Raw genomic sequence first — 24,663 nt, 5'->3', positions numbered from 1 at the left:
AGGCGGCGTCAACCCCGTTCCGGTGACTTCACCGTTGCGGGGTTTTCGTCTTGTTCGGCTACCAGACGGGGCGGCCCCTGCGGCGTACGCTGCCGACTATGTGTGGAATCGTCGGATACGTAGGAGCGCAGTCGGCGCTCGATGTGGTCATCGCGGGGCTCAAGCGCCTGGAGTACCGCGGTTACGACTCGGCGGGGGTCGCGGTGGTCGCCGACGGAGGGCTGGCGACCGCCAAGAAGGCCGGGAAGCTGGTCAACCTGGAGAAGGAGCTCGTCTCGCGGCCGCTGCCGTCCGGGTCGACGGGCATCGGGCACACCCGGTGGGCCACCCACGGCGGGCCGACCGACGTCAACGCCCACCCGCACCTCGACAACTCGGGCCGGGTGTCGGTCGTCCACAACGGCATCATCGAGAACTTCGCCGCGCTGCGCGAGGAGCTCGCCGAGCGCGGCCACCGCATGGAGTCCGAGACCGACACCGAGGTCGTCGCCCACCTGCTGGGGGAGTCCTTCTCCTCCACCGGGGACCTCGCCGAGTCCATGCGGCAGGTCTGCCGCCGCCTGGAGGGCGCGTTCACGCTGGTCGCGGTGCACGCCGACGAACCCGACGCGGTGGTCGGGGCACGGCGCAACTCCCCGCTGGTGGTGGGTGTCGGAGAGGGCGAGAACTTCCTCGCCTCCGACGTCGCCGCCTTCATCGCGCACACCCGGGCCGCGATCGAGCTGGGCCAGGACCAGGTCGTCGAACTCCGCCGGGACGCGGTCACGGTGACCAACTTCGACGGCACGCCCGCCGTGGTGCGCGCGTACCACGTGGACTGGGACGCCTCGGCGGCAGAGAAGGGCGGCTACGACTACTTCATGCTCAAGGAGATCGCCGAGCAGCCGAAGGCCGTCGCCGACACCCTGCTGGGCCGGATCGACGTGAGCGGTTCGCTGACGCTCGACGAGGTGCGCATCCCCGACTCGGTGCTCCGGGAGGTCGACAAGGTCGTGATCGTGGCCTGCGGTACGGCGTACCACGCGGGCATGATCGCCAAGCTGGCCATCGAGCACTGGACCCGCATCCCCTGCGAGACCGAGCTGGCCAGCGAGTTCCGTTACCGCGACCCGATCCTGGACCACCGCACCCTGGTGATCGCCATCTCCCAGTCCGGCGAGACCATGGACACCCTGATGGCGCTCCGGCACGCCCGGGAACAGGGCGCCAAGGTCCTCGCCATCTGCAACACCAACGGCTCGACCATCCCCCGGGAGTCGGACGCCGTCCTCTACACGCACGCCGGCCCGGAGGTCGCGGTCGCCTCCACCAAGGCGTTCCTGACCCAGCTGGTGGCCTGTTACCTGGTCGCGCTGTACCTGGGCCAGGTGCGCGGCACCAAGTGGGGCGACGAGATCAGGGCGGTGATCCGCGAGCTGTCGGACATCGCGGCCGCCGTGGACCTCGTGCTGGAGACGATGGAGCCGGTGCGGGCCCTGGCCCGCTCCCTCTCCGACAAGGACACGGTGCTGTTCCTCGGCCGGCACGTGGGCTACCCGGTGGCCCTGGAGGGCGCGCTCAAGCTCAAGGAGCTGGCGTACATGCACGCCGAGGGCTTCGCGGCGGGCGAGCTGAAGCACGGGCCGATCGCGCTGATCGAGGACGACCTGCCGGTGGTGGTCGTGGTGCCCTCGCCGCGCGGCCGCTCCGTACTGCACGACAAGATCGTCTCGAACATCCAGGAGATCCGGGCGCGGGGTGCCCGGACCATCGTGATCGCGGAGGAGGGCGACGAGGCGGTGGCCCCGTACGCCGACCACCTGATCCGCATCCCGGCCACCCCGACGCTGCTGCAGCCGCTGGTGGCGACCGTGCCGCTGCAGGTGTTCGCGTGCGAACTGGCCACGGCGCGCGGCAACGAGGTGGACCAGCCGCGTAACCTCGCCAAGTCCGTGACGGTGGAATGAGCGGGAGACCGGGACGGCGTACGGCGACCAGGGCGACCGGGACGAGGGGCTGCGAATCATGATCATCGGGGTGGGTATCGACGTTGCGGAGATCGAGCGGTTCGAGGCGGCGCTGGCGCGCACGCCCGGCATGGCCCGGCGGCTGTTCGTCGAGGCGGAGTTGATGCTGCCGAGCGGCGAGCGGCGCGGAATCGCCTCGCTCGCCGCGCGGTTCGCCGCCAAGGAGGCGCTCGCGAAGGCGCTCGGCGCGCCGCCCGGACTGCTGTGGACCGACGCGGAGGTCTGGGTCGAGGACGGCGGCCGGCCCCGGCTCCGGGTGCGGGGCACGGTCGCGGCCCGGGCCGAGGAGCTGGGGGTGGCCTCCTGGCACGTCTCGCTCAGCCATGACGCCGGGGTGGCGTCCGCCGTGGTGATCGCGGAGGGCTGAGACGGTGCGTACCGCTCACCGGGTGGAGGAAGTACGGGCCGCCGAGCGCGAGCTGATGGCCCGGCTGCCGGAGGGCGCCCTGATGCAGCGGGCCGCGGCGGGACTGGCGGCCCACTGCGCGCGGGTGCTCGGCCGGGTGGCCGGCAAGGTGGCCGGGGCCCGGGTCGTCCTGCTGGTCGGGGCCGGGGACAACGGCGGTGACGCCCTGTACGCCGGAGCCCGGCTGGCCCGGCGCGGTGCCGGGGTGCGGGCCGTCCTGATGGACCCGGACCGGGCGCACGGCGGCGGCCTGGCCGCCCTGCTGCGGGCCGGCGGCCGGATCGCGGACACCGTGCCCGGCCGGGCCGACCTGGTGCTGGACGGTCTGGTCGGGATCGGCGGCCGCGGCGGGCTGCGGCCGGCCGCGGCGGATCTGGCGGAGCGGATCCCGGCGGGCGCCACGGTGGTGGCCGTGGACCTGCCGAGCGGGGTGGACGCGGACACCGGCGAGGTGGCGGGCGCCGCCGTCACCGCGGACGTCACCGTCACCTTCGGCACGTACAAGCCGGGCCTGCTGATCGACCCGGGCGCCTCCCGGGCCGGCGAGCTGCACCTGGTGGACATCGGGCTGGGGCCGGTGCTGCCCGGGGAACCCGCCGTGGAGTCCCTCGACGACGCGGACGCGGGCGCGCTGCTGCCCGTACCGACCGCGACGAGCGACAAGTACCGGCGCGGGGTGGTGGGGCTGCTCGCCGGCTCCGCGCAGTATCCGGGCGCGGCCGTGCTCACCGTCGCGGGGGCGCTGCGGGGCGGTGCGGGCGCCGTCCGCTACGCCGGACCGGCGGCGGCGGAGGTGCTGGCCCGCTACCCGGAGGTGCTGATCGGCACCGGCCGGGTCCAGGCGTGGGTGCTCGGCCCGGGCGTGGGCGCGGACCGTCCCCCGCTCCCGGCGGAGGACGTACCCCTCCTGGTGGACGCCGACGGCCTGCGCGGGCTGACCCCGGAGGCGGTCCGCGCCCGTACCGCGCCGACCCTGCTGACCCCGCACGCGGGCGAGGCCGCGGCCCTGCTCGGCGTCCCGCGCGCGTCGGTGGAGGCGTCCCGCCTGTCCGCGGTCCGTGAACTGGCGGCCCGCTTCGGGGCGACGGTCCTGCTGAAGGGCGCGACGACGCTGATCGCGGACCCGGCCCGGATCCCGGTCCGGGTGAACGCCACGGGGGTGCCCTGGCTGGCGACGGCGGGCAGCGGTGACGTCCTGTCCGGCCTGGCGGGCTCCCTCCTGGCGGCGGGCCTGACCGCCGTGGACGCCGCCTCGGTGGCGGCCCACCTGCACGGCTCCGCGGGCCGTCGTGCCGCGCGCGGCGCCCCCACCACCGCCCACGAGATCGCCCTCGCCGTCCCCGCGGCCTGGCGCGCCCTCACGGCGGGCTGACGCCCCGGATCCCCTACGGCCGGCCCCGCACCGGACCTCGCCCCGGCCCGCCCCGGACCCGCCCGACATGACGGAAGCCGTGCTCACCCCGGTGTTCGGGCGAGGTCCGCCGGGAGGTGTCTGAGAGACTGGCCGGGATGAATACGACACCGCGCGTGTACGCCGAGATCGATCTTGACGCCGTTCGGGGGAACGTGCGCGCCCTGCGCGCGCGGGCGGCCCGGGCCGAGCTGATGGCCGTCGTCAAAGCCGACGCCTACGGACACGGGGCCGTGCCCTGCGCCCGGGCGGCCCGGGAAGCCGGGGCCACGTGGCTCGGGACGGCCACGCCCCAGGAGGCGTTCGAGCTGCGCGCGGCCGGCATCGACGGCCGGATCATGTGCTGGCTGTGGACCCCCGGCGGGCCCTGGCAGCAGGCCGTCGAGCAGGACATCGACGTATCCGTCAGCGGCATGTGGGCACTGGAGGAGGTCATCGCGGCGGCCCGCACAGCCGGCCGCGCTGCCCGGATCCACCTCAAGGCCGACACCGGTCTCGGCCGGAACGGCTGCCAGCCCGCCGACTGGGCCGAGCTCGTCGGCGCGGCCGTCGCCGCCCAGGCCGAGGGCACCGTCCAGGTCAGCGGGGTGTGGTCGCACTTCGCCTGTGCCGACGAGCCCGGCCACCCGTCCATCCAGCGGCAGCTCGACCTGTTCCGCGAGATGGTGGCGTACGCGGAGAAGGAGGGAGCCGACCCCGAGGTCCGGCACATCGCCAACTCGCCCGCCACGCTGACCCTCCCGGAGACCCACTTCGACCTCGTCCGGACCGGCATCGCCGTCTACGGCGTGTCCCCGGCACCCGAACTGGGCACCCCCCAGCGGCTCGGCCTGCGCCCCGCCATGAGTCTCAAGGCGACCGTGGCGCTGGTGAAGTCCGTGCCCGCCGGGCACGGCGTCAGCTACGGCCACCACCACACCACCGCCGGCGAGACCGCCCTCGCGCTGATCCCCGCCGGCTACGCCGACGGCATCCCCCGGCACGCCTCCGGCCGCGGCCCGGTCCTGCTCGGCGGCGCGGTGCGGACCGTGGCGGGCCGGGTGGCCATGGACCAGTTCGTCGTGGACCTCGGGCAGGGCACCGGGCACGGCGTACGGGCCGGTGACGAGGCGGTGCTGTTCGGTTCCGGGGAGCACGGCGAACCCACCGCCGAGGACTGGGCGAAGGCCGCGGACACCATCGCGTATGAGATCGTCACCCGTATCGGGGCCCGTGTGCCCCGGGTGTACCTGGGCGGGTGAGACGCCGTGAGTCCCGGTCGGGTGCACCGGGACCGGTGAGCGGAAGGGCGGGACGGGCGGTGCGGGCGTGAGCGAGAACTGGCGCAGGGCCGGCTGGGCCGGTGCCGCGCTCGGCGTGATGGCTGCGGGCGCGGCGGCGGGTGTCGCCGTCGAACGGCTCACCGTGGGCCGCGGCGTGCGCCGGCAGGCGCGGGTCGCCCTCGACGCGGCCGGCCCCTACGGCTCCCTCCGCGGCCGGGAGGGCACCACCCGTGCCGAGGACGGCACCGGACTCCACTACGAGGTCGACGAACTCCCGGCGGAGGGCAAGCGCCGCCGCCCCCTGCGGCGGCCCGCCGCGGCCGGGGTCACCGTCGTGTTCTGCCACGGCTACTGCCTCGGCCAGGACTCCTGGCACTTCCAGCGCGCCGCGCTGCGCGGGGTCGCCCGCGCCGTCTACTGGGACCAGCGCAGCCACGGCCGTTCCGACCGGGGACTGGGCCAGGCCGACGGCGAGCCGGTCACCATCGACCTGCTGGGCCGGGACCTGAAGGCCGTCCTCGACGCCGCCGCGCCGACGGGCCCGCTCGTCCTCGTGGGCCACTCCATGGGCGGCATGACGATCATGGCGCTGGCGGACCAGTTCCCGGAGCTGGTCCGGGACCGGGTGCTCGGGGTGCTGCTGGCCGGCACCTCCAGCGGCGGGCTCGACCAGGTCACGTACGGGCTGCCGGCGGTCGGGATCACGGCGGTGCGGCGGGTGCTGCCGGGGGTGCTGCGCGCCCTCGGTTCGCAGGTGGAGCTGGTGGAGAAGGGCCGCCGGGCCACCGCCGACCTCTTCGCCGGGATGATCAAGCGGTATTCCTTCGGGTCGCGGGACGTCGACCCGGGCGTGGCGCGGTTCGCCGAACGGCTCATCGAGGCCACGCCCATCGACGTGGTCGCGGAGTTCTACCCGGCCTTCCAGGTGCACGACAAGGCGGAAGCGCTGCGGCACTTCGAGGAGATCCAGGTGACCGTGGTCGCCGGGGACAAGGACATGATCACCCCGGCCGGGCACAGCGAGGCCATCGCGGCCGCGCTGCCCGGGGCCGACCTGGTGGTGCTGGAGAACACCGGCCACCTGCTCATGCTGGAGCGCCCCGAGACGGTCACCGGGCTGCTGCTCGACCTGCTGGCCCGGGCCGGGGTGCTGCCCGCAGCCACTACCGTTGGTTCGCATGGAAGCAGTGCACAGCCAGGCCGGTGAGGCCGTCGTCTCCGTCACCGTCGATTCCCCCGAGCGCATGCAGGACCTGGGCCGGCGCATCGCGGCCCTGCTGCGCCCCGGCGACCTCGTCCTGCTGACCGGCGAGCTCGGCGCCGGCAAGACCACGCTGACCCGCGGTCTGGGCGAGGGGCTGGGGGTGCGCGGGGCGGTGACCTCGCCGACCTTCGTGATCGCCCGGGTCCACCCCTCGCTGTCGGGCGGGCCGGCCCTGGTGCACGTGGACGCGTACCGGCTCGGCGGCGGGCTCGACGAGATGGAGGACCTGGACCTCGATGTCTCGCTGCCCGAATCGGTGGTCGTGGTCGAGTGGGGCGACGGCAAGGTCGAAGACCTGTCCGACGACCGGCTGCACGTGGTGATCGCACGTGCGGTGGGCCACGAGGAGGTGCTCGACGACGTCCGCGAGGTCTCGGTGCGGGGCGTGGGCGCCCGCTGGGACGCGGAGCGGCTGAAGGCGCTGACCGGGACGGCCTGAGCCGGCGGGTCGGTCCTCGCGGGCCCGGGCGTGCCCGGGCGGGTCCGGGCGGGTGCGCGGGCCGGTCGTTTCCGGACGTACGGGCGGGCCATACCGGTTGGCCGAACGGGCGGACGGGTAAACATGCCGACAACTCGTCGGCAAGGTGTTGCGCGGGTGCCGCAGTGCGTGGTCACATGGTAGCGAGAAGGAAGTTAGGTCTGCCTAACTTCGGCGTACCCGTGTGTCAGGAGGCAGCCATGTCGGCCATGTCGGCAGCGGATCACGGCGACGCCCCGCGTGCGTCAGGGCCCGCTCTCGTCCCCTTCGGCCTGACCATGCAGGCGCTGCTCGCCTCCTGCGCCGCCGCGAGCGCGGTGTCCACGCCGCCGCCGGCCGCGGCGCGGCGCGGCGGAGCCGTGGCGGAAGAGGCGGGGGCCATCGGCGCCGCCCCGGAGTCCGAGGCGGCCTGAGCGGGCCGCCGCGCGGGCCATGCGCCGCGTGGGCCGTGCACCGAGTCGGCCATGCGCCGTGTGGGCCCTGCGTCCCGTGATTCGTGCGTCCCGTGTCCGCGCGGTGTCGGCCGGTGCCGCGTCCCACCCGCGCCGGACCGTGTCGTGCGGAGGCGCTGTCCTCCGTACGGGTGATAACGGCGGGGCCGCGGGCGGCGCGCGGAGGCCCCGGCCGGTGCCCTACGGGACGACGACGACCTTCGTGCTGATGGTCGCGAACGCCCACACGGCGTCGCCGTCCGCCCGGCTCATCCGGATGCCGCCGGTCTTCTTCTTCGCGTCCGGAGCCGGCAGCGAGCCGTCCACCCGGGCGCTGAAGCCGACCACCACGCCCTCGGCGCTGGTGAACCGCACGACGTGCTCGATCGGCACCCCGTCCGAGCCGGTGACCGCGCCCGACCGCGAGGTGACCGCGTAGCCGCCCGGCTTCGGGTGCACGGTGCTCGGCACCACCGCGAAGGTGCGCGGCTCGGCGCCCGGGGCGCCGTTGGCGCCGCCGGAACCCTCTGCGGCCTCCACCAGCCAGACCCGCTTCAGGCCCACCGAGTAGACCACCCGCTTGCCGGTGCCCGAGTCGGCCGGCACGGGTAGCGGCTTCGCGGGGTCCGCCGCCGGGGCGGGCCGGTTCGGGGCCGGCGGACCGGGCTGCCCGACCGCGGCCGGCTTGCGCTCCGGGGCGCTCGCCGACGCCTGGTAGGCGAGGAAGCCGACGGCGCCCAGAGCCACCGCCGTGAGCCCGGCCACGATTCCCGAGCTGCTGCGTGCCACCTTGCTCCACCTTCCCCGGCTTCCCCGGTGTCTCGTGCCATCGGCCCTGCGACCGGCCGGCGTCCGGCCGGCTCCCTCGGGGCCCGCGCCGGTCCTGCATTCGGTCCTGCATTCGGGCATGCACCCGACCTGGGACGAAGGTACAGCAGGGGCCCCGCGGATCCGGCCCGCAACGGGCGGGCACCGCCGCCCGTCCCTTCGGTCGTAGGCTGTTCGCGTGCTCTTGCTCGCAGTAGATACCGCCACGCCCGCCGTCACCGCCGCCCTCCACGACGGCACGTCCGTCCTCGCCGCCGCCGACCAGGTGGACGCCCGCCGTCACGGGGAGCTGCTGCTGCCCTCCGTCGACGCGGTGCTCGCCGAGGCCGGGGTCACGCTCGACTCCGTGACCGGCATCGTCGTGGGCACCGGCCCGGGCCCCTACACCGGCCTGCGGGTCGGCCTGGTCACCGCGACCACCTTCGCGTCCGTGCTCGGCGTGCCGGTGTACGGCCTGTGCACGCTGGACGGCCTCGCGTACGCCGCCGGGGCCGCGGGCGTCGAGGGCCCGTTCGTGGTGGCCACCGACGCCCGGCGCAAGGAGGTCTACTGGGCGCGCTACGAGGACCCGCGCACCCGCGTCGGGGATCCCGCGGTGGACCGGCCGGCCGATATCGCCGACCGGGTCGCGGGCCTGCCGGCGGTGGGCGCCGGCGCGCTGCTCTACCCGGAGGTCTTCCCGGACGCGCGCGGGCCCGAGCACCAGTCCGCGGCCGCCCTGGCCTCGCTGGCGGCGGAACGGCTGGCCGCGGGGGAGGAGTCCGCGTTCCTGCCGCCCGCACCGCTCTACCTGCGCCGGCCGGACGCGCAGGTGCCGAAGAACTACAAGGTGGTCACCCCGAAGTGACGGGAGTGATGGGAGTGACGACGGCCGTCCTGCGCGAGATGCGCTGGTGGGACATCGAACCCGTGCTGGAACTGGAACACGACCTCTTCCCCGAGGACGCCTGGTCCGCCGGCATGTTCTGGTCCGAGCTGGCGCACGCCCGCGGCCCGCACTCCACCCGCCACTACGTGGTCGCCGAAGTCGTCCCGGACGACGGCTCGGCCCGCCGCATCGTCGGCTACGCCGGACTGGCCGCCGCCGGCGACCTGGGCGACGTACAGACCATCGCCGCCGCCCGCGACCAGTGGGGCACCGGGCTCGGCGCCCGGCTCCTCACCGACCTGCTGCGGGCCGCCACCGCCTTCGAGTGCGCCGAGGTGCTGCTGGAGGTACGGGTGGACAACACCCGCGCCCAGAAGCTCTACGAGCGCTTCGGCTTCGAGCCGATCGGCTTCCGGCGCGGCTACTACCAGCCCGGCAACGTCGACGCGCTGGTGATGCGCCTCAGTGATCCTGCAAACTCCGTTTCCTGTGCGAAGTGAGAACCATGGCTGACGAACCCCTCGTCCTCGGTATCGAAACCTCCTGCGACGAGACCGGCGTCGGCATCGTCCGCGGCACCACCCTGCTCGCGGACGCGGTCGCATCCAGCGTCGACGAGCACGCGCGGTTCGGCGGCGTGGTGCCCGAGGTCGCCTCGCGCGCACACCTGGAGGCGATGGTCCCGACCATCGAACGGGCCCTGCGGGAAGCCGGGGTCAGCGCCCGGGACCTCGACGGCATCGCGGTGACCGCCGGGCCCGGCCTGGCCGGAGCCCTCCTGGTCGGCACCTCGGCGGCGAAGGCGTACGCGTACGCGCTGGGCAAGCCGCTCTACGGGGTGAACCACCTCGCCTCGCACATCTGCGTGGACCAGCTGGAGCACGGCAAGCTGCCGGAGCCGACCATGGCCCTGCTGGTGTCGGGCGGGCACTCCTCGCTGCTCCTGGCACCGGACATCACCAGCGACGTACGGCCGCTCGGCGCGACCATCGACGACGCGGCGGGCGAGGCCTTCGACAAGATCGCGCGCGTGCTGAACCTGGGCTTCCCCGGCGGTCCCGTCATCGACCGGCTGGCCAAGGAGGGGGACCCGGCCGCGGTCCACTTCCCGCGCGGGCTCACCGGGCCGCGGGACGCGGCGTACGACTTCTCCTTCTCCGGGCTGAAGACGGCCGTGGCGCGCTGGATCGAGGCCAAGCGCAACGCGGGCGAGGAGGTGCCGGTGCGCGACGTGGCGGCGTCCTTCCAGGAGGCCGTGGTGGACGTGCTGACCCGCAAGGCCATCCGTGCCTGCAAGGACGAGGGCGTCGACCACCTGATGATCGGCGGCGGTGTGGCCGCCAACTCCCGGCTCCGGGCGCTGGCGCAGGAGCGCTGCGACGCGGCGGGGATCCTGCTGCGGGTGCCGCGGCCCAAGCTGTGCACCGACAACGGCGCGATGGTGGCCGCGCTGGGCGCGGAGATGGTGGCGCGGAACCGGCCGGCCTCGGACTGGGACCTGTCCGCGGACTCCTCGCTGCCCGTCACCGACCCGCACGTGCCGGGCACCTCGCACGCGCACGGCGAGGGCGAGGGGCACGGCCACGCGCACGGGCACGGGCATGCGCACGACCACGACCACGTGCACGAACTCAGCAAGGACAACCTGTACTCGTGAGCGTCACCGTCGCGTTGATGTGGGAGGCCCGGGCCGTCACCGGGCGGGGCGGCGAACTGCTCGAATGGGCCCGGGCGCAGACCCTGGCGCGGGAGCCGGTGCGCCGCGAGCTGCTGCGCGCCCCCCAGGACCGGGTCCTCGTCATCACCTGGTGGGAGGCGGCCGACCTGGCCGCGGACCTTCCCGAACTGCCCGAACCAGCGGCTGACCTGATCACCCGTCCGGTGCACCGCTGGCGCTTCGAGTCGGTGTCCTGAACACCGTGCCATCCGGCTCCGGGGCGCCCGCGGAGCCCCGGGCCGCCGATCCGGGCCCGTCCCGGGGGAGGCCGCCGGTTCACCCGGCCGGGACCGATATCGTCATGCGCATGCCCCGCCGTGATCTTCCTCCTCCGCCGCCGCCCGCGCATCTGCGAGCCTGGCTGAACGAGGACGGGCTGCGGGAACAGCGGGCCGGTCACCTGGTGGAACTGGCGCGGCAGAGCCTCGGGCTGGGACGGCTGCTGCTGCTGTGGACCGTCGCCGCGGTCTTCGCCCTCGGCTGGTCCTTCCTCGCGATGGCCCTGATGGCCTTCGAGGAGCGGGGCGGTGTCCTGGAGGCGCTGATCGGCGGGGTCTTCGCCGTGCTCGGGCTCGGCGTGCTGGTGCCGGCCGGGTTCTGGTGCGCGTGGGGCGTACGGCGCGACCGCGAGGTGCGGCTGCGGCTGCGCGCGTGGGCCGGATCGGAGCCCGCCGCGCCGGATCCCGCCACCGAGGCACGGCTGCGCGCACCGGGCCGCAGCCTGGGCTGGCTGGTGAGCTCCTGCGTGATGTGCGGAGCGGGCCTGTGGGTGGCCTTCGGCGCGGCGGCCGGGTTCCGCCCGGGAGGGGCCGAGTACGCCGAGATCGCGTACGCGCTGGGCATCGGGATGATCCTGTGGATCACCGGTCTGCTGGGCGCCGGCAAGGCGGCCGCCCACTACCGGTGGGCGCGGCGCGCCTTCAGGGGCCCGGCTCCGGAACCGGCCCGGCCTGACGGGCACCTGGAGCCTGGTCGGCATCAGGAGCCCGAGCAGGGCCCGGAGCCTGAGGGCCAGAAGCCTCAGCAGGGCCGGGGGACCGCTCAGGGCCTGAGCCAGGCGCCGGAGCAGGCGAGCCGATGAGCATGGCCGGCGCGCCGGCCACCCGGGTCAGGAACACGGTGGCCGCGTTCCGCCCCTGCGGCTTCACCTTCCGGCGGAGCTCCTCCGGCTCGATCGCCGAGCCCCGCTTCTTCACCGTCAGCACCCCGACCTCGCGCTCGCGCAGCAGCGCCTTGAGTTTCTTCAGGTTGAAGGGGAGCACGTCGGAGATTTCGTACGCCGTCGCGTACGGGGTGGGACGCAGCTCGTCGGCGGTGACGTAGGCGATGGTCGGGTCGATCAGCCGCCCGCCGTCGAGTCCGGCGGCCACCTCGGCGACCAGGTGGGAGCGGATCACCGCGCCGTCGGGCTCGTAGAGCCACCGCCCGACCGGGCCGGGTTCGGGGTCGGGCAGCGGCCGCTCGGGGCAGAGCGAGTGCGGGCCCGGCAGCAGGGTGGCCCGGACCGCGCCGGGGGTCGTGCCGAACCAGAGCACCGCCTCCTTCACGTCCCCGTGGTCGGAGATCCACTCCGCCTCCGCCCCGTCGGGGACGGCCTCGTGCGGGATCCCGGGCGCCGTCTTGATCGCCGCGCGGCGCGTCGTACGGGCGGCCCGCACGGCCCAGGACAGCGGCGGCGAGTACGCCTCGGGGTCGAACGTACGGCCCCTGCCGCCGCGCCGGGCCGGGTCGAGGAAGACGGCGTCGAAGCCGGTGAGGTCGACCTCCGTCACGTCCGCCTCCCGGACCTCGATCAGCCCGTCGAGCCCCAGCGCCTCGGCGTTGGCACGGGCGACGGCGGCGGTCAGCGGGTCGCGGTCCACGGCCAGCACCTCGATGCCGGCGCGGGCCAGGGCGATCGCGTCCCCGCCGATGCCGCAGCACAGGTCGGCGAGACGGCGGACGCCGAGCGCGGCGAACCGCTCCGCGCGGTACGCGGCCACGCTCGCCCGGGTGGCCATCTCGACCCCGCCGGGCGTGAAGTACATGCGGTACGCGTCCTCGGCGCCGAACTTCGCCACCGCACGCTGGCGCAGCCGGGCCTGCCCGAGCGCCGCGGACACCAGCTCGGCCGGGTGCTCGCGGCGCAGCCGGGTGGCGACGGCGAGCTCGCGGGCGGGGTCGTAGTCGCGCAGCGAGTCGAGGAGGGCGCGGCCCTCGGGGGTGAGCAGGGCGGCGAAATCGTGCTGGTTCACCGGCTCATTGTGCGCCAGTCGATGGAAGGTGCGGGTCCGGTCGTGGTGTCGGCCGAGGCGCCGTTTCGACTGCTGACAATATGCCAAGCTATGCAGCTAGTAGGAAAAAAGGAACAAAATGCCCGGCGGGGCGTCGGTTCGCGCGGCCGGTTCGGGGTGGCGCTGGCCGCGCTGCTGGTTGCCGCCCTGGGCACCGCCTGCGGCTCGTCCGAGGCGGACAAGACCCCGACCAAGCCCGGGAAGCCCAAGGCGGGCAGCGAGGCCGGCGCCGCCGGCGCGCCGGTCGACCGGGCGGCCCTGGCCAAGCGGAAGGAACTGGCGCGGCTCGCCGCGGTGAAGAAGTGGGGGCTCGCCAAGCCGCCGCTGATCGCCCCGGCCGCCCCGAAGCAGAAGCCGGAGATCGAGACCCGCGAGGGCTTCGAGGTCGACGACCACGAAGGCCTGCCACCGGTGTTCACCACCATCCCCACCGAGGAAAAGGTGGTCTTCCTGACCATCGACGACGGCGCCGAGAAGGACCCCGAGTTCCTGCGCATGATGAAGGAACTCGACATCCCCTACACCGCTTTCCTCAGCGACTACCTGGTGCGGGACAACTACCCGTACTTCAAGGAGATGCAGGCGGCCGGCGTCACCCTGAACAACCACACCCTCAACCACCGCTACATGCCGGCTCTCTCCTACGAGAAGCAGCGCCAGGAGATCTGCGGCCAGCAGGACAACATCCAGAAGCGCTTCGGCAAGCGCCCCACGGTGTTCCGCCCGCCCTACGGCAACTACAACGAGGACACCCTGCGCGCGGCAGGCTCCTGCGGCATCAAGCACGTTCCGCTGTGGAACGAAGAGGTGTTCCCGGACCGGATGGACTACCGTGAATGGGATCGGGACATCCACCCCGGCGACATCATCCTCACGCACTTCCGGGGCCGGGAGGACTGGAAGGGCACCATGCCTGACATGATTCGCCAGGTCATGAAGACCGTGACGGACAAGGGCTACGCGGTGGGCCGCCTGGAGGACTACCTCTAACCCCCGGCCCCGGGGCCCGGGTTCGCGGGCCCGGCAGATCCGACGGATCCGAACGATCCCAACCGTCCCACCGGGAAGCAGAGGGTCACCCCAGATGCCGAGCACCCCCCGCCGCGACGATGCCGGCGATGCCGCGCCGCTCCGCGGAACCGCCTCCGCCCGCGCGGGCCGCACCGGCCGGCGGACGGCACGGGCGGCGCGCCGTCTGACGGCCGGACTCCTGGCGGCGGGTGCGCTGGCGCTGACCCTCTCCGGGTGCGGGGAGAGCGTGGAGCCGATCGAGCGGCTGGGCCGCAAGGCGACGGGCGAGGCCCACAGCGGCCCGTCCGGCGGCCCCACCTCCCCGGCTCCGTCGGCCGCGCCGTCCGCGTCCTCCGACGCGTACCGGCACTGGGGGCTCTCCCGCCCGCTCGAATTCGCGCCGAAGCCGGAGCGCAAGCCGGCGCTGCCGAAGGCGGCACCGGGGCGGGTCCCGGTGGTCGACCGAATACCCGTGCCGGCCGGGGAGAAGACGGTCTTCCTGACTTTCGACGACGGCGCCGAACGGGACCCGCGCTTCCTGCGGCTGGCAGCCGACCTGAAGCTCCCGATCAGCATGTTCCTGACGGACAGCGTGGCCTCGGGGGGCTACGACCACTTCGCGCAGTTGCGCGATCAGGGCAACGGCAGCCAGATACAGAACCACACGCTCAGCCACCCGAACATGCGGACGCTCTCCTACGAGGCGCAGAAGGCCCAGATATGCGGTCAGCAGGATCGCCTGGCGGCCCGTTTCGGCACCCGCCCCCGCCTGTTCCGCCCGCCCTACGGCAACTACAACGACAACACCCTCCGCGCGGCCAGGGACTGCGGCGCGGAGGCGGTGGTCCTGTGGCGGGCGTCGATGCAGATCAAGAACCTCCAGTACGCGGAGGGCTCTGCCCTCCGGCCGGGCGACATCATCCTGGCCCACTTCCGCGGCCCCGCCGAGCTCAAGGGCACCACGGAAACGGAGATGACCACCCGCATGCTCCAGAAGATCCAGGAGCAGGGCTTCAAGATAGGCCGCCTGGAGGACTACCTCTAGGCCCGTGGCCTGTGGCCTGTGGCCTGTCGCCCTAGGTTCCGTGCCCGGCCAGGACCCCCGCCGGCTCCGGCGCGCTCCGCGCGTCCGCCTCGCGCTGGCGTTCGGCGCTGTCGCTGATGCGGAGGAGCAGGGCGATCATGATCCAGTTGGCCAGGAGCGAAGAGCCGCCCTTCGCCAGGAACGGGAGGGCCTTCCCGGTCAGCGGGATCAGGCCGGTGACCCCGCCCGCCACCACGAAGACCTGGAGGGCGAGGGCCGCGGACAGTCCGACGGCGAGCAGCTTGCCGAACGGGTCGCGGGCGCCGAGGGCCATCCGCAGCCCCCGCTGGACCAGGAGGGCGTAGAGGACCAGGACCGCCATCACACCCGCCAGGCCGAGTTCCTCGCCGACCGTGGTCAGGATGAAGTCCGAGCGGCCTGCGAACTTGATCAGCTCGGGGTGGCCCTGGCCGAGCCCGGTGCCGGTGATCCCGCCGGTGCCGAAGCTGAAGAGGGCCTGTGCGGACTGGTCCGAGATCAGGCCCGGGGGCCGCTGCTCCGGCGGGAGGAAGATGGCCATCGGGTTGAGCCACGCCTGGACGCGGTTCTTCACGTGTGGCTCCGTGGAGCCGACGACGAACGCGCCCGCGGCCGCCATCAGCACGCCGAAGGCGATCCAGCTGGTGCGCTCGGTGGCGACGTAGAGCATCACCACGAAGACGCCGAAGAAGATCAGCGAGGTGCCCAGGTCGCGCTCGAAGACCAGCACCAGCATGGCCAGGATCCAGACGGTGACGATCGGGCCGAGCTGCCGCATGGGGGGCAGCCGCATGCCGAGGAAGCGGCGGCCGGTGAGTGCCAGGGTGTCCCGGTGCTGGACCAGGTAGCCGGCGAAGAAGATCGCGATCATGATCTTCACGAACTCGCCGGGCTGGACCGAGAACGGCCCGATGAAGATCCACCGCTTGGCGCCGTAGGTGTCCGCGCCGAAGAACGCCGGGGCGATCAGCAACACCAGGGCGACGGCCATGGTGATGTACATGAACCGCTGGAGGTACCGGTGGTCGCGCAGCAGGGCGACCACCGCCAGGCAGGCCGCCACCCCGATGACCGTCCACAGCAGCTGCCCCGGCGCGTTCGCCTCACCGCCGTACCGGTCGATGTACGCCTGGTCGAGCCGGTGCAGCAGCACCAGTCCGAACCCGGTGAGCAGCATGGCCAGCGGCAGGATCAGGGGGTCGGCGCAGGCGGCGAACCGCCGTACGCCCAGGTGTGCGACCAGCGACAGCAGGGTCATGCTGATCGCGAACCGGCCGAGGCCGGCGGGCAGCTCGCCGTTCACGGCCAGGCCGGTGTTGACGTATCCGAAGACGGCGATGCCGACGACCAGGGTGAGCAGCAGGGCTTCGGTGCGGCGGCGGGCGCCCGCCACCGTCCGGGGCCTCAGGCCGCGCACGGGAGGTCCGGCGCGATCTGCTCGGCAATGCGGCGGATTGTCTTCATATCGTCTAGGACGGTGATCCTGTCACCATGGTTGCCTCCCCGCCGGTGAGCGCGGCGCGGAATCGCCGCCCTGCGGCCGAAACCCGGTGTTCCGCAACGCCGGGCGGCTCGAATTGGCACTCCGCTTGACCGAGTGCTAATCGCCGGAATAGTCTCGGGCCTGGCACTCGCCACTGGTGAGTGCCAACACAGCGACGGGCAGGTCCGGCACCCGCGACGACGGATCCACCTGGTCGCCACCTCAGACAGTTAACCCCGTGAGATCTCCGAAGGGGGAGGTCGGATCGTGACGACCACCAGCTCCAAGGTTGCCATCAAGCCGCTTGAGGACCGCATCGTGGTCCAGCCGCTCGACGCCGAGCAGACCACCGCCTCTGGCCTGGTCATCCCGGACACCGCGAAGGAGAAGCCCCAGGAGGGCGTCGTCCTGGCCGTGGGTCCGGGCCGCTTCGAGGACGGCCAGCGTCTCCCGCTGGACGTCAACGTCGGCGACATCGTGCTGTACTCCAAGTACGGCGGCACCGAGGTGAAGTACAGCGGCGAGGAGTACCTCGTCCTCTCTGCTCGCGACGTGCTCGCGATCGTCGAGAAGTAATTCACCCGAAGCAGATTGCTTTGAGCTGCGCCCCTGGTCACCCCGCTGATTGCCGGGCGGCGAGGGGCGCGGTTCGTTAAACCCCAGATTTTTCGAGAGGGCTGAACCGCTCCATGGCGAAGATCCTGAAGTTCGACGAGGACGCCCGTCGCGCCCTCGAGCGCGGCGTCAACAAGCTTGCCGACACGGTCAAGGTGACGATCGGCCCCAAGGGCCGCAACGTCGTCATCGACAAGAAGTTCGGCGCCCCCACCATCACCAACGACGGTGTCACGATCGCCCGCGAGGTCGAGCTCGACGACCCGTACGAGAACCTGGGCGCCCAGCTCGTCAAGGAGGTGGCGACCAAGACCAACGACATCGCGGGTGACGGCACCACCACCGCGACCGTGCTGGCCCAGGCGCTGGTCCGCGAGGGTCTCCGCAACGTCGCCGCCGGCGCCTCCCCGGCCTCCCTGAAGAAGGGCATCGACGCCGCGGTCAAGGCGGTCTCCGAGGACCTCCTCGCCACCGCCCGCCCGATCGAGGACAAGACCGACATCGCCGCCGTGGCCGCGCTCTCCGCGCAGGACCAGCAGGTCGGCGAGCTCATCGCCGAGGCGATGGACAAGGTCGGCAAGGACGGTGTCATCACCGTCGAGGAGTCCAACACCTTCGGTCTCGAGCTCGAGTTCACCGAGGGCATGGCCTTCGACAAGGGCTACCTGTCCCCGTACTTCGTGACGGACCAGGAGCGCATGGAGGCCGTCCTCGAGGACCCCTACATCCTGATCAACCAGGGCAAGATCTCCTCCATCCAGGACCTCCTGCCGCTGCTGGAGAAGGTCATCCAGGCCGGTGGCTCCAAGCCGCTGCTGATCATCGCCGAGGACGTCGAGGGCGAGGCGCTCTCCACCCTCGTCGTCAACAAGATCCGCGGCACCTTCAACGCCGTCGCCGTCAAGGCGCCGGGCTTCGGTGACCGCCGCAAGGCGATGCTGCAGGACATGGCCACCCTCACCGGTGCCACCGTCATCGCCGAGGAGGTCGGCCTCAAGCTCGACCAGGCCGGTCTGGACGTGCTGGGCTCCGCCCGCCGCGTGACCATCTCCAAGGACGACACCACCATCGTCGACGGCGCCGGCAACTCCGAGGACGTCCTCGGCCGCGTCAACCAGATCAAGGCCGAGATCGAGGCCACGGACTCCGACTGGGACCGCGAGAAGCTCCAGGAGCGCCTCGCGAAGCTGGCCGGCGGCGTGTGCGTGATCAAGGTCGGCGCCGCCACCGAGGTGGAGCTGAAGGAGAAGAAGCACCGTCTGGAGGACGCCATCTCCGCGACCCGCGCCGCGGTCGAGGAGGGCATCGTCTCCGGTGGTGGCTCCGCTCTGGTCCACGCCTCCAAGATCCTCGCCGACAACCTGGGCAAGGAGGGCGACGAGGCCACCGGTGTCGCGGTCGTCCGCAAGGCCGCCGTCGAGCCGCTGCGCTGGATCGCCGAGAACGCCGGCCTCGAGGGCTACGTCATCACCTCCAAGGTGGCCGAGCTCGACAAGGGCCAGGGCTTCAACGCCGCCACCGGCGAGTACGGCGACCTGGTGAAGGCCGGCGTCATCGACCCGGTCAAGGTCACCCGTTCCGCCCTGGAGAACGCCGCCTCCATCGCCTCCCTGCTGCTCACGACCGAGACCCTGGTCGTCGAGAAGCCGGCCGAGGAGGAGGCCAACGGCCACGGTCACAGCCACGGTCACGGCCACAGCCACTGATCGCACAGCCGCTGATCGCCCCGCGGCGATCGCCCCACGGCATGAGGAAGGCCCCGTTCCGCACTGCGGAGCGGGGCCTTCCCGTGTGCGGCGGCCCGTCGGTCAGGTGCCGGGCGCTCCCATCTCGCGCATGAGGCGAGCCATGTCGTAGTGCCACCAGCTCTCGGTGATCTCGCCGTTGACGCAGCGACAGGTGGTGGTGCCCTGGATGTCGTGGGTCTTCCCGGTCGGCTTCATGCCCATGAACTCGCCCTTGTGCGTGCCGTGGCAGGTCCACACCGTGGTGACGAACTCACCTTCGGCCAGCTGGGCGGAGATGTCGAAGTCCAGGTCGAAGCCGCTGCGCCACATCTTCACGTCCTCGGCCATCGCGGCGCGCCCGATGACCGTGGTCTCCTTCTTGCCGAGGTCGTGGTCGATGTGGTTGGTCGCCATGCACTCGTCGAGCACGGTGAGGTTGCCGTTCATGATGCATTCCTGGAACAGCCGGTTCACCAGGTGCTTGTTGAGCTGCTCGTCCCGGACCACGTCCAGGTTGGTGAACGTCGGCATGCCGTCGCAGAGCGACATCATCTCCCGGAACATCTTGTCCGTCTCCGGGAGCTGAGAGTTCCTCATGGCCTCTTCGTACGAGGGGAACTCGACCACGTCGACGTAGTGCTCCGCGTCCTCGCGGTCCTGGCCGATCATGCTGTGCGTGACGGTCCGCTTGCCCTGGCTCTGGGCGACGTACCGGTCCATGAGGTCGGAGAGGTCGTCGTAGCGACTCGTCTTGTAATCGATTATCTGTACGAATGTCATGGTGTCTCCCGGGCTGGAAGGGGCATGTCTATTTTATTCCCGTACGCCCGTTTGGCCCTGCTGTGCTACTGCGGTCCGTACTTCCGGCCGGTCCGCGAGGACACCCCGCCCAGGAGCCCGCGCGGGGTCAGCTTCACCAGGCCCATCAGCGCCTTGTACCGCGGGTCCGGGATCGACACCGTCTTCCCGCGCGCCAGGTCGGACAGCGCCTCGGAGACCAGCTTGTCCGCGTCCAGCCACATCCAGTTGGGGATGTTGTCGGTGCCCATGCCCGCCCGCTGGTGGAACTCGGTACGGACGAACCCGGGGCACAGCGCCATCAGCCGGACTCCCGAATCGGCCAGGTCCCGCGCCGCGCCCTGGGTGAACTGCACCACCCACGCCTTGCTCGCCCCGTACGTGCCGCGCGGCACGAACGCCGCCACCGAGGCCACGTTGATCACGCCACCGCGTCCGCGCGAGCGCATCGCCGCGGTCGCCGCCGAGGTCAGCCGCAGCACCGCCTCGATGTGCACCTTGAGCATCGTCAGCTCGTCGGCCATGGATACTTCCAGGTAACGGCCCTTGTTGCCGAAGCCGGCGTTGTTGACCAGCAGGTCCACCGGGTGGGTGCGGTCGGCGAGCCGGGCCTCGACCGCGCCGATGCCCTCCTCGGTGGACAGGTCGGCGGAGAGCACCTCCGCCTCGATGCCGTGCCGGTCGTGCAGCTCGGTGGCCTGCTCGCCCAGCCGCTTGGCGTCGCGGGCCACCAGCACCAGGTTGTGTCCCTGGGCGGCGAGCCGGCGGGCGAAGGCGGCGCCGATGCCCGCCGTGGATCCAGTGATCAGCGCAGTCGTCATGGGGGCAACCTAGCCGCCCGGCGGTTCAGTTCCGTACGTCTGCGCCGCTCCCGTGCTGTTCGGCGTACGCCAGGGCCTTGTCCCGGCTCGCCGGCTCCAGCGCGTCACCGGCCGCCAGGATCCGCGGCAGCAGCTGCCGTTCCGTGGTGAACGCCCGGAACAGGAACCCGACCGTCACCTCGTGGCCGGGCCGGTGCAGGACCTCGACCCGGTCGCCGGGGGAGACCTGCCCCTCCTCGACCACCCGCAGGTACGCGCCCGGCCGCACGGCCTGGGTGAACCGCTTGATCCAGCCCGGCTCGCCCAGGTGCCCCTGGAAGGTCCGGCACGGGATCCGGGCGGAGGCCACCTCGAGCACCACGTCCCGGCCGATCCGCCAACGCTCGCCCAGCAGGGCACCGTTCACGTCGAGCCCGGAGGTGGTGAGGTTCTCCCCGAAGAGGCCGCCGGACAGCTCCCGGCCGAGCTCGCCCTCCCACCAGTCCAGGTCCTCGCGGGCGTAGGCGTAGACGGCCTGGTGGTCGCCGCCGTGGTGGCGTTTGGAGCAGACGTCGTCGCCCTCGACGCCGGAGCCCCCGATGCCCTTGGGGCCGGGGGCGAAGACCCGGACCGGCCCCGGGGCGGGGCGCTTGGCGATGCCGGTGAGGCCGCCGTCCGTGTCGCTGTACTCCACAGCGGTGGCCCTGCCCAGGTTCACGGAGATGACGTGCATGAACGAACGCTAACCCGGGTCCGCTCCAATCCCCAAAGGGACAAAGGTGATATTGGCGCGCCTGTCAAAGCAGGTCTTATGCTCGGAGGGTGATCGAGGCACGTCATCTCCGGGTCCTGCGCGCCGTGGCCGCCACCGGATCCTTCTCCGCCGCCGCCCGCGAGCTGGGCTGCACCCAGCCGGCCGTCTCCCAGCAGATGAAGGCGCTGGAGCAGTCCGTGGGCACCCCGCTGCTGGTCCGGGCCGGCCGGGAGACACGGCTCACCGAGGCGGGCGAGGTCCTCGTGCGGCACGCCGCCGGCATCCTCGGCGGGCTGACCGCGGCCGAGGAGGAGGTCGCGGCCATCGCCGGGCTGCGGGCCGGCCGGGTCCGGCTGGTGTCGTTCCCGAGCGGCAGCTCCACGCTGGTCCCCACCGCGCTGGCCGCGCTGCGCGCGAAGAACCCCGGCACCCGGGTCTCGCTGGTGGAGGCCGAACCGCCGCGCTCGGTGGAGATGCTGCGCGAGGGCGACTGCGACGTGGCACTGGCGTTCCGGTACGCGAGCGCGGGCGCGGGGGAGTCGGAGTGGGAGGACCTCGTGGTCCGGCCGCTGCTGACGGACCGGCTGGTCGGCCTGCTGCCGGAGGGCCACCGGCTGGCCGGTGCGGAGAGCGTGGGGATGGGCGAGCTGGCCGGGGAGTCGTGGATCGCGGGCTGCCCGCGCTGCCGCCGCCACCTGGTGGACGTGTGCGAGAGCGCCGGGTTCACCCCGGGCATCGACTTCGCGACCGACGACTACCCCGCCGTGGTCGGTCTGGTCGGCGCGGGCCTGGGCGTGGCGGTGCTGCCCGAGCTCGCGGTGGAGTCCGTACGGGCCAAGGGCGTGTCCACGGTGGCCGTGGAGCCGGTGGTGGAGCGCGAGGTGGTGGCGCTGACCCTGCCGGACCTGGCGCGGGTGCCGGCCGTTTCGGCCACCCTGGCGGAGCTGGAGAGGGCCGCCGCCCGCTAGCGGCCTGCCCGGCGGCGGCCCCTCCTTGCGAAGAAACGTTCCTTCAGGCGTTTCCGGTCCGTCGGGGTGGCTCTCAGTGCGGTGCGGCCGGGCCGGTCGCGCTGCTGGCGGGGATGAGCCGGTGCCGGGCGCGTCCCATCAGTTCCTCGCGCTCGTCCTCGGTGAGCCCACCCCATACTCCGTAGGGCTCACGGACGGCGAGCGCGTGCGCGGCGCATTCCGAGCGCACCGGGCATCGCATGCAGACCTCTTTGGCCGAGGCCTCACGCGCGCTCCGGGCGGCACCCCGCTCTCCCTCGGGGTGGAAGAAGAGAGAGCTGTCGACTCCACGGCAGGCTGCCAGCAGCTGCCAGTCCCAGAGGTCGGCGTTCGGTCCGGGGAGGCGGGAGAAATCTGCCATTGCTAGTCCTCTTGGTGCCGGTACTGAGACGGATACGGTCCAAGTCTCCACACCTACTGTCGTAGTAGATGTAAATATGACTCATTGGGAATCTAGCCTCAGGTACGTGCCAAACGGAAGGAAAGCCGCCAAATAGGGCATAGCTCCAGATGGAGGACAGATGGCTTGTGGCGCCCGTGTCGTGTTCGCTTCCTCACGTAGAGTGCCGAAGGTGTCCGTCCGACCCGTAACTCTTTCGAGTGACCATCGTTGAGAGTGCGAAGGCGGTTGAAAGAAGAAGTTCCCGGACAGGTGTCCGAGGGCATCGACCGCACAGGTGACGATACGTACCAGCCTGGAGGCTCAAGGTGACGCGCATCAGCAGCTGCGGAGGGCGGTCATGACATCCGTCCTCGTCTGCGACGACTCCCCGCTTGCCCGAGAGGCGCTCCGTCGCGCGGTGGCCACCGTGCCCGGCGTCGAGCGTGTGACGACGGCTGCCAACGGCGAGGAAGTCCTCCGCCGCTGGGGTGCCGACCGTTCCGACCTGATCCTGATGGACGTCCGGATGCCCGGGCTCGGCGGGGTCGAGACCGTCCGCCGGCTGCTCTCGGCCGACCCCGGTGCCCGCATCATCATGCTGACGGTCGCCGAGGACCTCGACGGAGTGGCGCTCGCCGTCGCCGCCGGCGCCCGCGGCTACCTGCACAAGGACGCCTCGCGCGCCGAGCTGCGGGCCACGGTCACCCAGGCGCTCGCCGACCCGACCTGGCGACTGGCCCCGCGCCGTCTCCGGTCCGCCGAGATGGGCGCCGCGCCCACTCTCACCGCCCGCGAGATCCAGGTGCTGGAGGGCATGAGTCACGGCCGCTCCAACGCGGAGATCGGGCGGGAGCTGTTCCTCTCCGAGGACACCGTCAAGACCCACGCCCGCCGGCTGTTCAAGAAGCTGGGCGCGTCGGACCGGGCGCACGCCGTCGCGCTCGGATTCCGCTGGGGCCTGGTCCGCTGACCGCGGACCGCTGAGTCGCCGGTCCCCGTCCGCAGCCCGCGGACGGGGCGGCGGCGGCCCGGCCCGCAGCGACCCGTTCCGCCCCCGCGGGGCGCGACCGTGTGTACGGAGCGCGAGCATTCGTTCGTATTCGGTGCGCGGCGGGGGGTTGGCGAGGCACAATCCGGGGGACGTGTCGCTTCGGACGCGATACCGCATGCTTGAGGTGTGCCGCATTCTGGAGATGTGGAGTCCTCGGGTCCCCGGGGACTGTTTCGGCCGAGCGGGAGGGGAGTGCGCAAGCGATGAGTTCAGGCGCGCCCGCTCATAACGCTTCGATGCACAACACGGGCCACGGTGCCGCGGATGCTCCGGCGCCGAGGCACCATGGATTGATGCGCGAAGACGAGGCCCTGGGGTCCCCTGCGGCCACAGGCCCCACCGGCACCGCCAAGCAGGGCGGCAGCGCCGGTGCTGTCGGCGCGCTCGTACGCCGCGCGGTGGAGGGTGACGAGCAGGCCACCCACGACCTGCTCGCCCATGTGCACCCGCTCGCCCTGCGGTACTGCCGCACCCGGCTCTCGCGGCTGCCCGGCGACGCCCGCCACTTCGTCGAGGACCTCGCGCAGGAAGTCTGTGTGGCCGTCCTGATGGCGCTTCCCCGGTACCGGGATACCGGCCGTCCGTTCGAGGCGTTCGTCTTCGCCATCGCCGCGCACAAGGTGGCCGATCTGCAGCGGGCCGCCATGCGGCACCCGGGCAGCACGGCCGTGCCGTCCGACGAGATGCCCGAGCGGCCGGACGACTCGCTGGGCCCCGAGGAGCGGGCGCTGCTGAGCAGCGACGCCGAGTGGGCGAAGAAGCTGCTGGCCAATCTGCCGGAGAACCAGCGGGAGCTGCTGGTGCTGCGCGTGGCGGTCGGACTGACCGCCGAGGAGACCGGGCAGATGCTCGGCATGTCCCCGGGGGCGGTGCGCGTGGCCCAGCACCGGGCGCTCAGCCGTCTGCGGGCGCTCGCCGAGCAGTGAGCGCGGCGCCGCCGCGGTGCCGCGAGCGTGCCCGTCATCTCGCGTGAACTGAATCTCGTATGAACTGACGAAAACTGCGATGGATCTTCATCGTGGAATGAG

The 24,663-nt window shown here is 72.5% G+C and carries 25 protein-coding genes; 18 read left to right on the top strand and 7 right to left on the bottom strand.

Going from position 1 to position 24,663, the window contains the following annotated elements; all coding sequences use genetic code 11:
- Positions 1 to 98 precede the first annotated feature (98 nt).
- The 7 genes from glmS to ACGFQ9_RS17595 all read left to right on the top strand — a co-directional run bounded on the left by glmS (position 99) and on the right by ACGFQ9_RS17595 (position 7,240).
- A complete protein-coding gene (gene glmS, locus ACGFQ9_RS17625) occupies positions 99 to 1,946 on the top strand; it encodes a glutamine--fructose-6-phosphate transaminase (isomerizing) (RefSeq protein WP_393574690.1) in 1,848 nt (615 codons plus the stop codon).
- Positions 1,947 to 2,004: 58 nt separating this feature from the next.
- Positions 2,005 to 2,373, top strand: coding sequence for a holo-ACP synthase (locus tag ACGFQ9_RS17620; protein WP_393574689.1), 369 nt, complete (start codon positions 2,005 to 2,007; stop codon positions 2,371 to 2,373).
- A gap of 4 nt (positions 2,374 to 2,377) precedes the next feature.
- Positions 2,378 to 3,784: an NAD(P)H-hydrate dehydratase gene (locus tag ACGFQ9_RS17615; RefSeq protein ID WP_393574688.1), complete on the top strand. Its 1,407-nt coding sequence runs from the start codon at positions 2,378 to 2,380 to the stop codon at positions 3,782 to 3,784.
- A 137-nt stretch (positions 3,785 to 3,921) separates the two neighbouring features.
- Positions 3,922 to 5,064, top strand: coding sequence for an alanine racemase (gene alr / locus ACGFQ9_RS17610; RefSeq protein WP_393574687.1), 1,143 nt, complete (start codon positions 3,922 to 3,924; stop codon positions 5,062 to 5,064).
- Positions 5,065 to 5,182: 118 nt separating this feature from the next.
- On the top strand, positions 5,183 to 6,292 hold the full coding sequence (locus ACGFQ9_RS17605) for an alpha/beta fold hydrolase (RefSeq protein ID WP_393574778.1): 1,110 nt from the start codon (positions 5,183 to 5,185) through the stop codon (positions 6,290 to 6,292).
- The gene (tsaE, locus tag ACGFQ9_RS17600; protein ID WP_393574686.1) at positions 6,264 to 6,788 is read left to right on the top strand and encodes a tRNA (adenosine(37)-N6)-threonylcarbamoyltransferase complex ATPase subunit type 1 TsaE; all 525 of its coding nucleotides are present in this window, start codon (positions 6,264 to 6,266) and stop codon (positions 6,786 to 6,788) included. Before ACGFQ9_RS17605 ends, tsaE begins: the two co-directional genes overlap by 29 nt.
- A 239-nt stretch (positions 6,789 to 7,027) precedes the next feature.
- Positions 7,028 to 7,240: a hypothetical protein gene (locus ACGFQ9_RS17595; protein ID WP_393574685.1), complete on the top strand. Its 213-nt coding sequence runs from the start codon at positions 7,028 to 7,030 to the stop codon at positions 7,238 to 7,240.
- A 219-nt stretch (positions 7,241 to 7,459) separates the two neighbouring features.
- Here the strand turns inward: ACGFQ9_RS17595 and ACGFQ9_RS17590 are convergent, their stop codons facing one another.
- Positions 7,460 to 8,047, bottom strand: a complete 588-nt coding sequence (locus ACGFQ9_RS17590; protein ID WP_393574684.1) for a hypothetical protein — start codon at positions 8,045 to 8,047, stop codon at positions 7,460 to 7,462.
- Between the two features lie 217 nt (positions 8,048 to 8,264).
- Here ACGFQ9_RS17590 and tsaB point away from each other — a divergent pair, with 217 nt between their 5' ends.
- Genes tsaB through ACGFQ9_RS17570 form a run of 4 tightly spaced genes read left to right on the top strand, consistent with a single transcriptional unit; the run spans position 8,265 to position 10,868 of the window.
- Complete coding sequence (gene tsaB / locus ACGFQ9_RS17585) at positions 8,265 to 8,933, top strand: tRNA (adenosine(37)-N6)-threonylcarbamoyltransferase complex dimerization subunit type 1 TsaB (RefSeq protein WP_393574683.1); 669 nt, start codon at positions 8,265 to 8,267, stop codon at positions 8,931 to 8,933.
- An 8-nt stretch (positions 8,934 to 8,941) separates the two neighbouring features.
- The gene (gene rimI / locus ACGFQ9_RS17580; RefSeq protein WP_393574777.1) at positions 8,942 to 9,454 is read left to right on the top strand and encodes a ribosomal protein S18-alanine N-acetyltransferase; all 513 of its coding nucleotides are present in this window, start codon (positions 8,942 to 8,944) and stop codon (positions 9,452 to 9,454) included.
- Positions 9,455 to 9,459: 5 nt separating this feature from the next.
- Complete coding sequence (tsaD, locus tag ACGFQ9_RS17575; protein WP_393574682.1) at positions 9,460 to 10,611, top strand: tRNA (adenosine(37)-N6)-threonylcarbamoyltransferase complex transferase subunit TsaD; 1,152 nt, start codon at positions 9,460 to 9,462, stop codon at positions 10,609 to 10,611.
- A 17-nt stretch (positions 10,612 to 10,628) separates the two neighbouring features.
- Positions 10,629 to 10,868: a hypothetical protein gene (locus ACGFQ9_RS17570; protein WP_393574776.1), complete on the top strand. Its 240-nt coding sequence runs from the start codon at positions 10,629 to 10,631 to the stop codon at positions 10,866 to 10,868.
- 723 nt (positions 10,869 to 11,591) lie between these two features.
- Here ACGFQ9_RS17570 and ACGFQ9_RS17565 read toward each other — a convergent pair.
- Positions 11,592 to 12,905, bottom strand: coding sequence for a methyltransferase domain-containing protein (locus ACGFQ9_RS17565; protein WP_393574681.1), 1,314 nt, complete (start codon positions 12,903 to 12,905; stop codon positions 11,592 to 11,594).
- 90 nt (positions 12,906 to 12,995) lie between these two features.
- Between ACGFQ9_RS17565 and ACGFQ9_RS17560 the strand changes: the two genes are divergently transcribed.
- Both ACGFQ9_RS17560 and ACGFQ9_RS17555 read left to right on the top strand, forming a co-directional pair.
- Positions 12,996 to 13,934: a polysaccharide deacetylase family protein gene (locus tag ACGFQ9_RS17560; protein WP_393574680.1), complete on the top strand. Its 939-nt coding sequence runs from the start codon at positions 12,996 to 12,998 to the stop codon at positions 13,932 to 13,934.
- Between the two features lie 94 nt (positions 13,935 to 14,028).
- The gene (locus ACGFQ9_RS17555; protein WP_393574679.1) at positions 14,029 to 15,000 is read left to right on the top strand and encodes a polysaccharide deacetylase family protein; all 972 of its coding nucleotides are present in this window, start codon (positions 14,029 to 14,031) and stop codon (positions 14,998 to 15,000) included.
- Positions 15,001 to 15,031: 31 nt separating this feature from the next.
- On the opposite strand, the gene ACGFQ9_RS17550 is transcribed toward ACGFQ9_RS17555, so the two are convergent.
- Positions 15,032 to 16,435, bottom strand: a complete 1,404-nt coding sequence (locus ACGFQ9_RS17550; RefSeq protein WP_393574678.1) for an FtsW/RodA/SpoVE family cell cycle protein — start codon at positions 16,433 to 16,435, stop codon at positions 15,032 to 15,034.
- Between the two features lie 333 nt (positions 16,436 to 16,768).
- Here ACGFQ9_RS17550 and groES point away from each other — a divergent pair, with 333 nt between their 5' ends.
- Complete coding sequence (gene groES / locus ACGFQ9_RS17545; RefSeq protein ID WP_360891066.1) at positions 16,769 to 17,077, top strand: co-chaperone GroES; 309 nt, start codon at positions 16,769 to 16,771, stop codon at positions 17,075 to 17,077.
- 113 nt (positions 17,078 to 17,190) lie between these two features.
- Complete coding sequence (gene groL, locus ACGFQ9_RS17540) at positions 17,191 to 18,822, top strand: chaperonin GroEL (RefSeq protein WP_393574677.1); 1,632 nt, start codon at positions 17,191 to 17,193, stop codon at positions 18,820 to 18,822.
- 102 nt (positions 18,823 to 18,924) lie between these two features.
- Here groL and ACGFQ9_RS17535 read toward each other — a convergent pair whose 3' ends face one another.
- From ACGFQ9_RS17535 to ACGFQ9_RS17525, 3 genes are all read right to left on the bottom strand, one after another.
- Positions 18,925 to 19,623 carry an ester cyclase gene (locus ACGFQ9_RS17535; protein ID WP_393574676.1) on the bottom strand — a complete coding sequence of 233 codons (699 nt, stop codon included), beginning with the start codon at positions 19,621 to 19,623 and terminating at the stop codon, positions 18,925 to 18,927.
- A gap of 65 nt (positions 19,624 to 19,688) precedes the next feature.
- A complete protein-coding gene (locus tag ACGFQ9_RS17530) occupies positions 19,689 to 20,462 on the bottom strand; it encodes an SDR family NAD(P)-dependent oxidoreductase (RefSeq protein ID WP_393574675.1) in 774 nt (257 codons plus the stop codon).
- Between the two features lie 25 nt (positions 20,463 to 20,487).
- Positions 20,488 to 21,174: an MOSC domain-containing protein gene (locus ACGFQ9_RS17525; protein WP_393574674.1), complete on the bottom strand. Its 687-nt coding sequence runs from the start codon at positions 21,172 to 21,174 to the stop codon at positions 20,488 to 20,490.
- Positions 21,175 to 21,263: 89 nt separating this feature from the next.
- Here ACGFQ9_RS17525 and ACGFQ9_RS17520 point away from each other — a divergent pair, with 89 nt between their 5' ends.
- On the top strand, positions 21,264 to 22,163 hold the full coding sequence (locus ACGFQ9_RS17520) for a LysR family transcriptional regulator (RefSeq protein WP_393574673.1): 900 nt from the start codon (positions 21,264 to 21,266) through the stop codon (positions 22,161 to 22,163).
- Between the two features lie 73 nt (positions 22,164 to 22,236).
- On the opposite strand, the gene ACGFQ9_RS17515 is transcribed toward ACGFQ9_RS17520, so the two are convergent.
- On the bottom strand, positions 22,237 to 22,563 hold the full coding sequence (locus ACGFQ9_RS17515; RefSeq protein WP_365104104.1) for a WhiB family transcriptional regulator: 327 nt from the start codon (positions 22,561 to 22,563) through the stop codon (positions 22,237 to 22,239).
- Between the two features lie 379 nt (positions 22,564 to 22,942).
- On the opposite strand from ACGFQ9_RS17515, the gene ACGFQ9_RS17510 reads away from it, so the two are divergent.
- Together ACGFQ9_RS17510 and ACGFQ9_RS17505 are read left to right on the top strand one after the other, a co-directional pair.
- The gene (locus tag ACGFQ9_RS17510) at positions 22,943 to 23,554 is read left to right on the top strand and encodes a response regulator transcription factor (RefSeq protein ID WP_003948568.1); all 612 of its coding nucleotides are present in this window, start codon (positions 22,943 to 22,945) and stop codon (positions 23,552 to 23,554) included.
- Positions 23,555 to 23,928: 374 nt separating this feature from the next.
- Positions 23,929 to 24,561: a sigma-70 family RNA polymerase sigma factor gene (locus tag ACGFQ9_RS17505; RefSeq protein WP_393574672.1), complete on the top strand. Its 633-nt coding sequence runs from the start codon at positions 23,929 to 23,931 to the stop codon at positions 24,559 to 24,561.
- Positions 24,562 to 24,663: the final 102 nt, after the last annotated feature.

Source organism: Streptomyces sp. NPDC048603 (assembly GCF_043199475.1).
Classification (GTDB): domain Bacteria; phylum Actinomycetota; class Actinomycetes; order Streptomycetales; family Streptomycetaceae; genus Streptomyces.
This window is presented reverse-complemented; position numbering and strand designations above follow the sequence as displayed.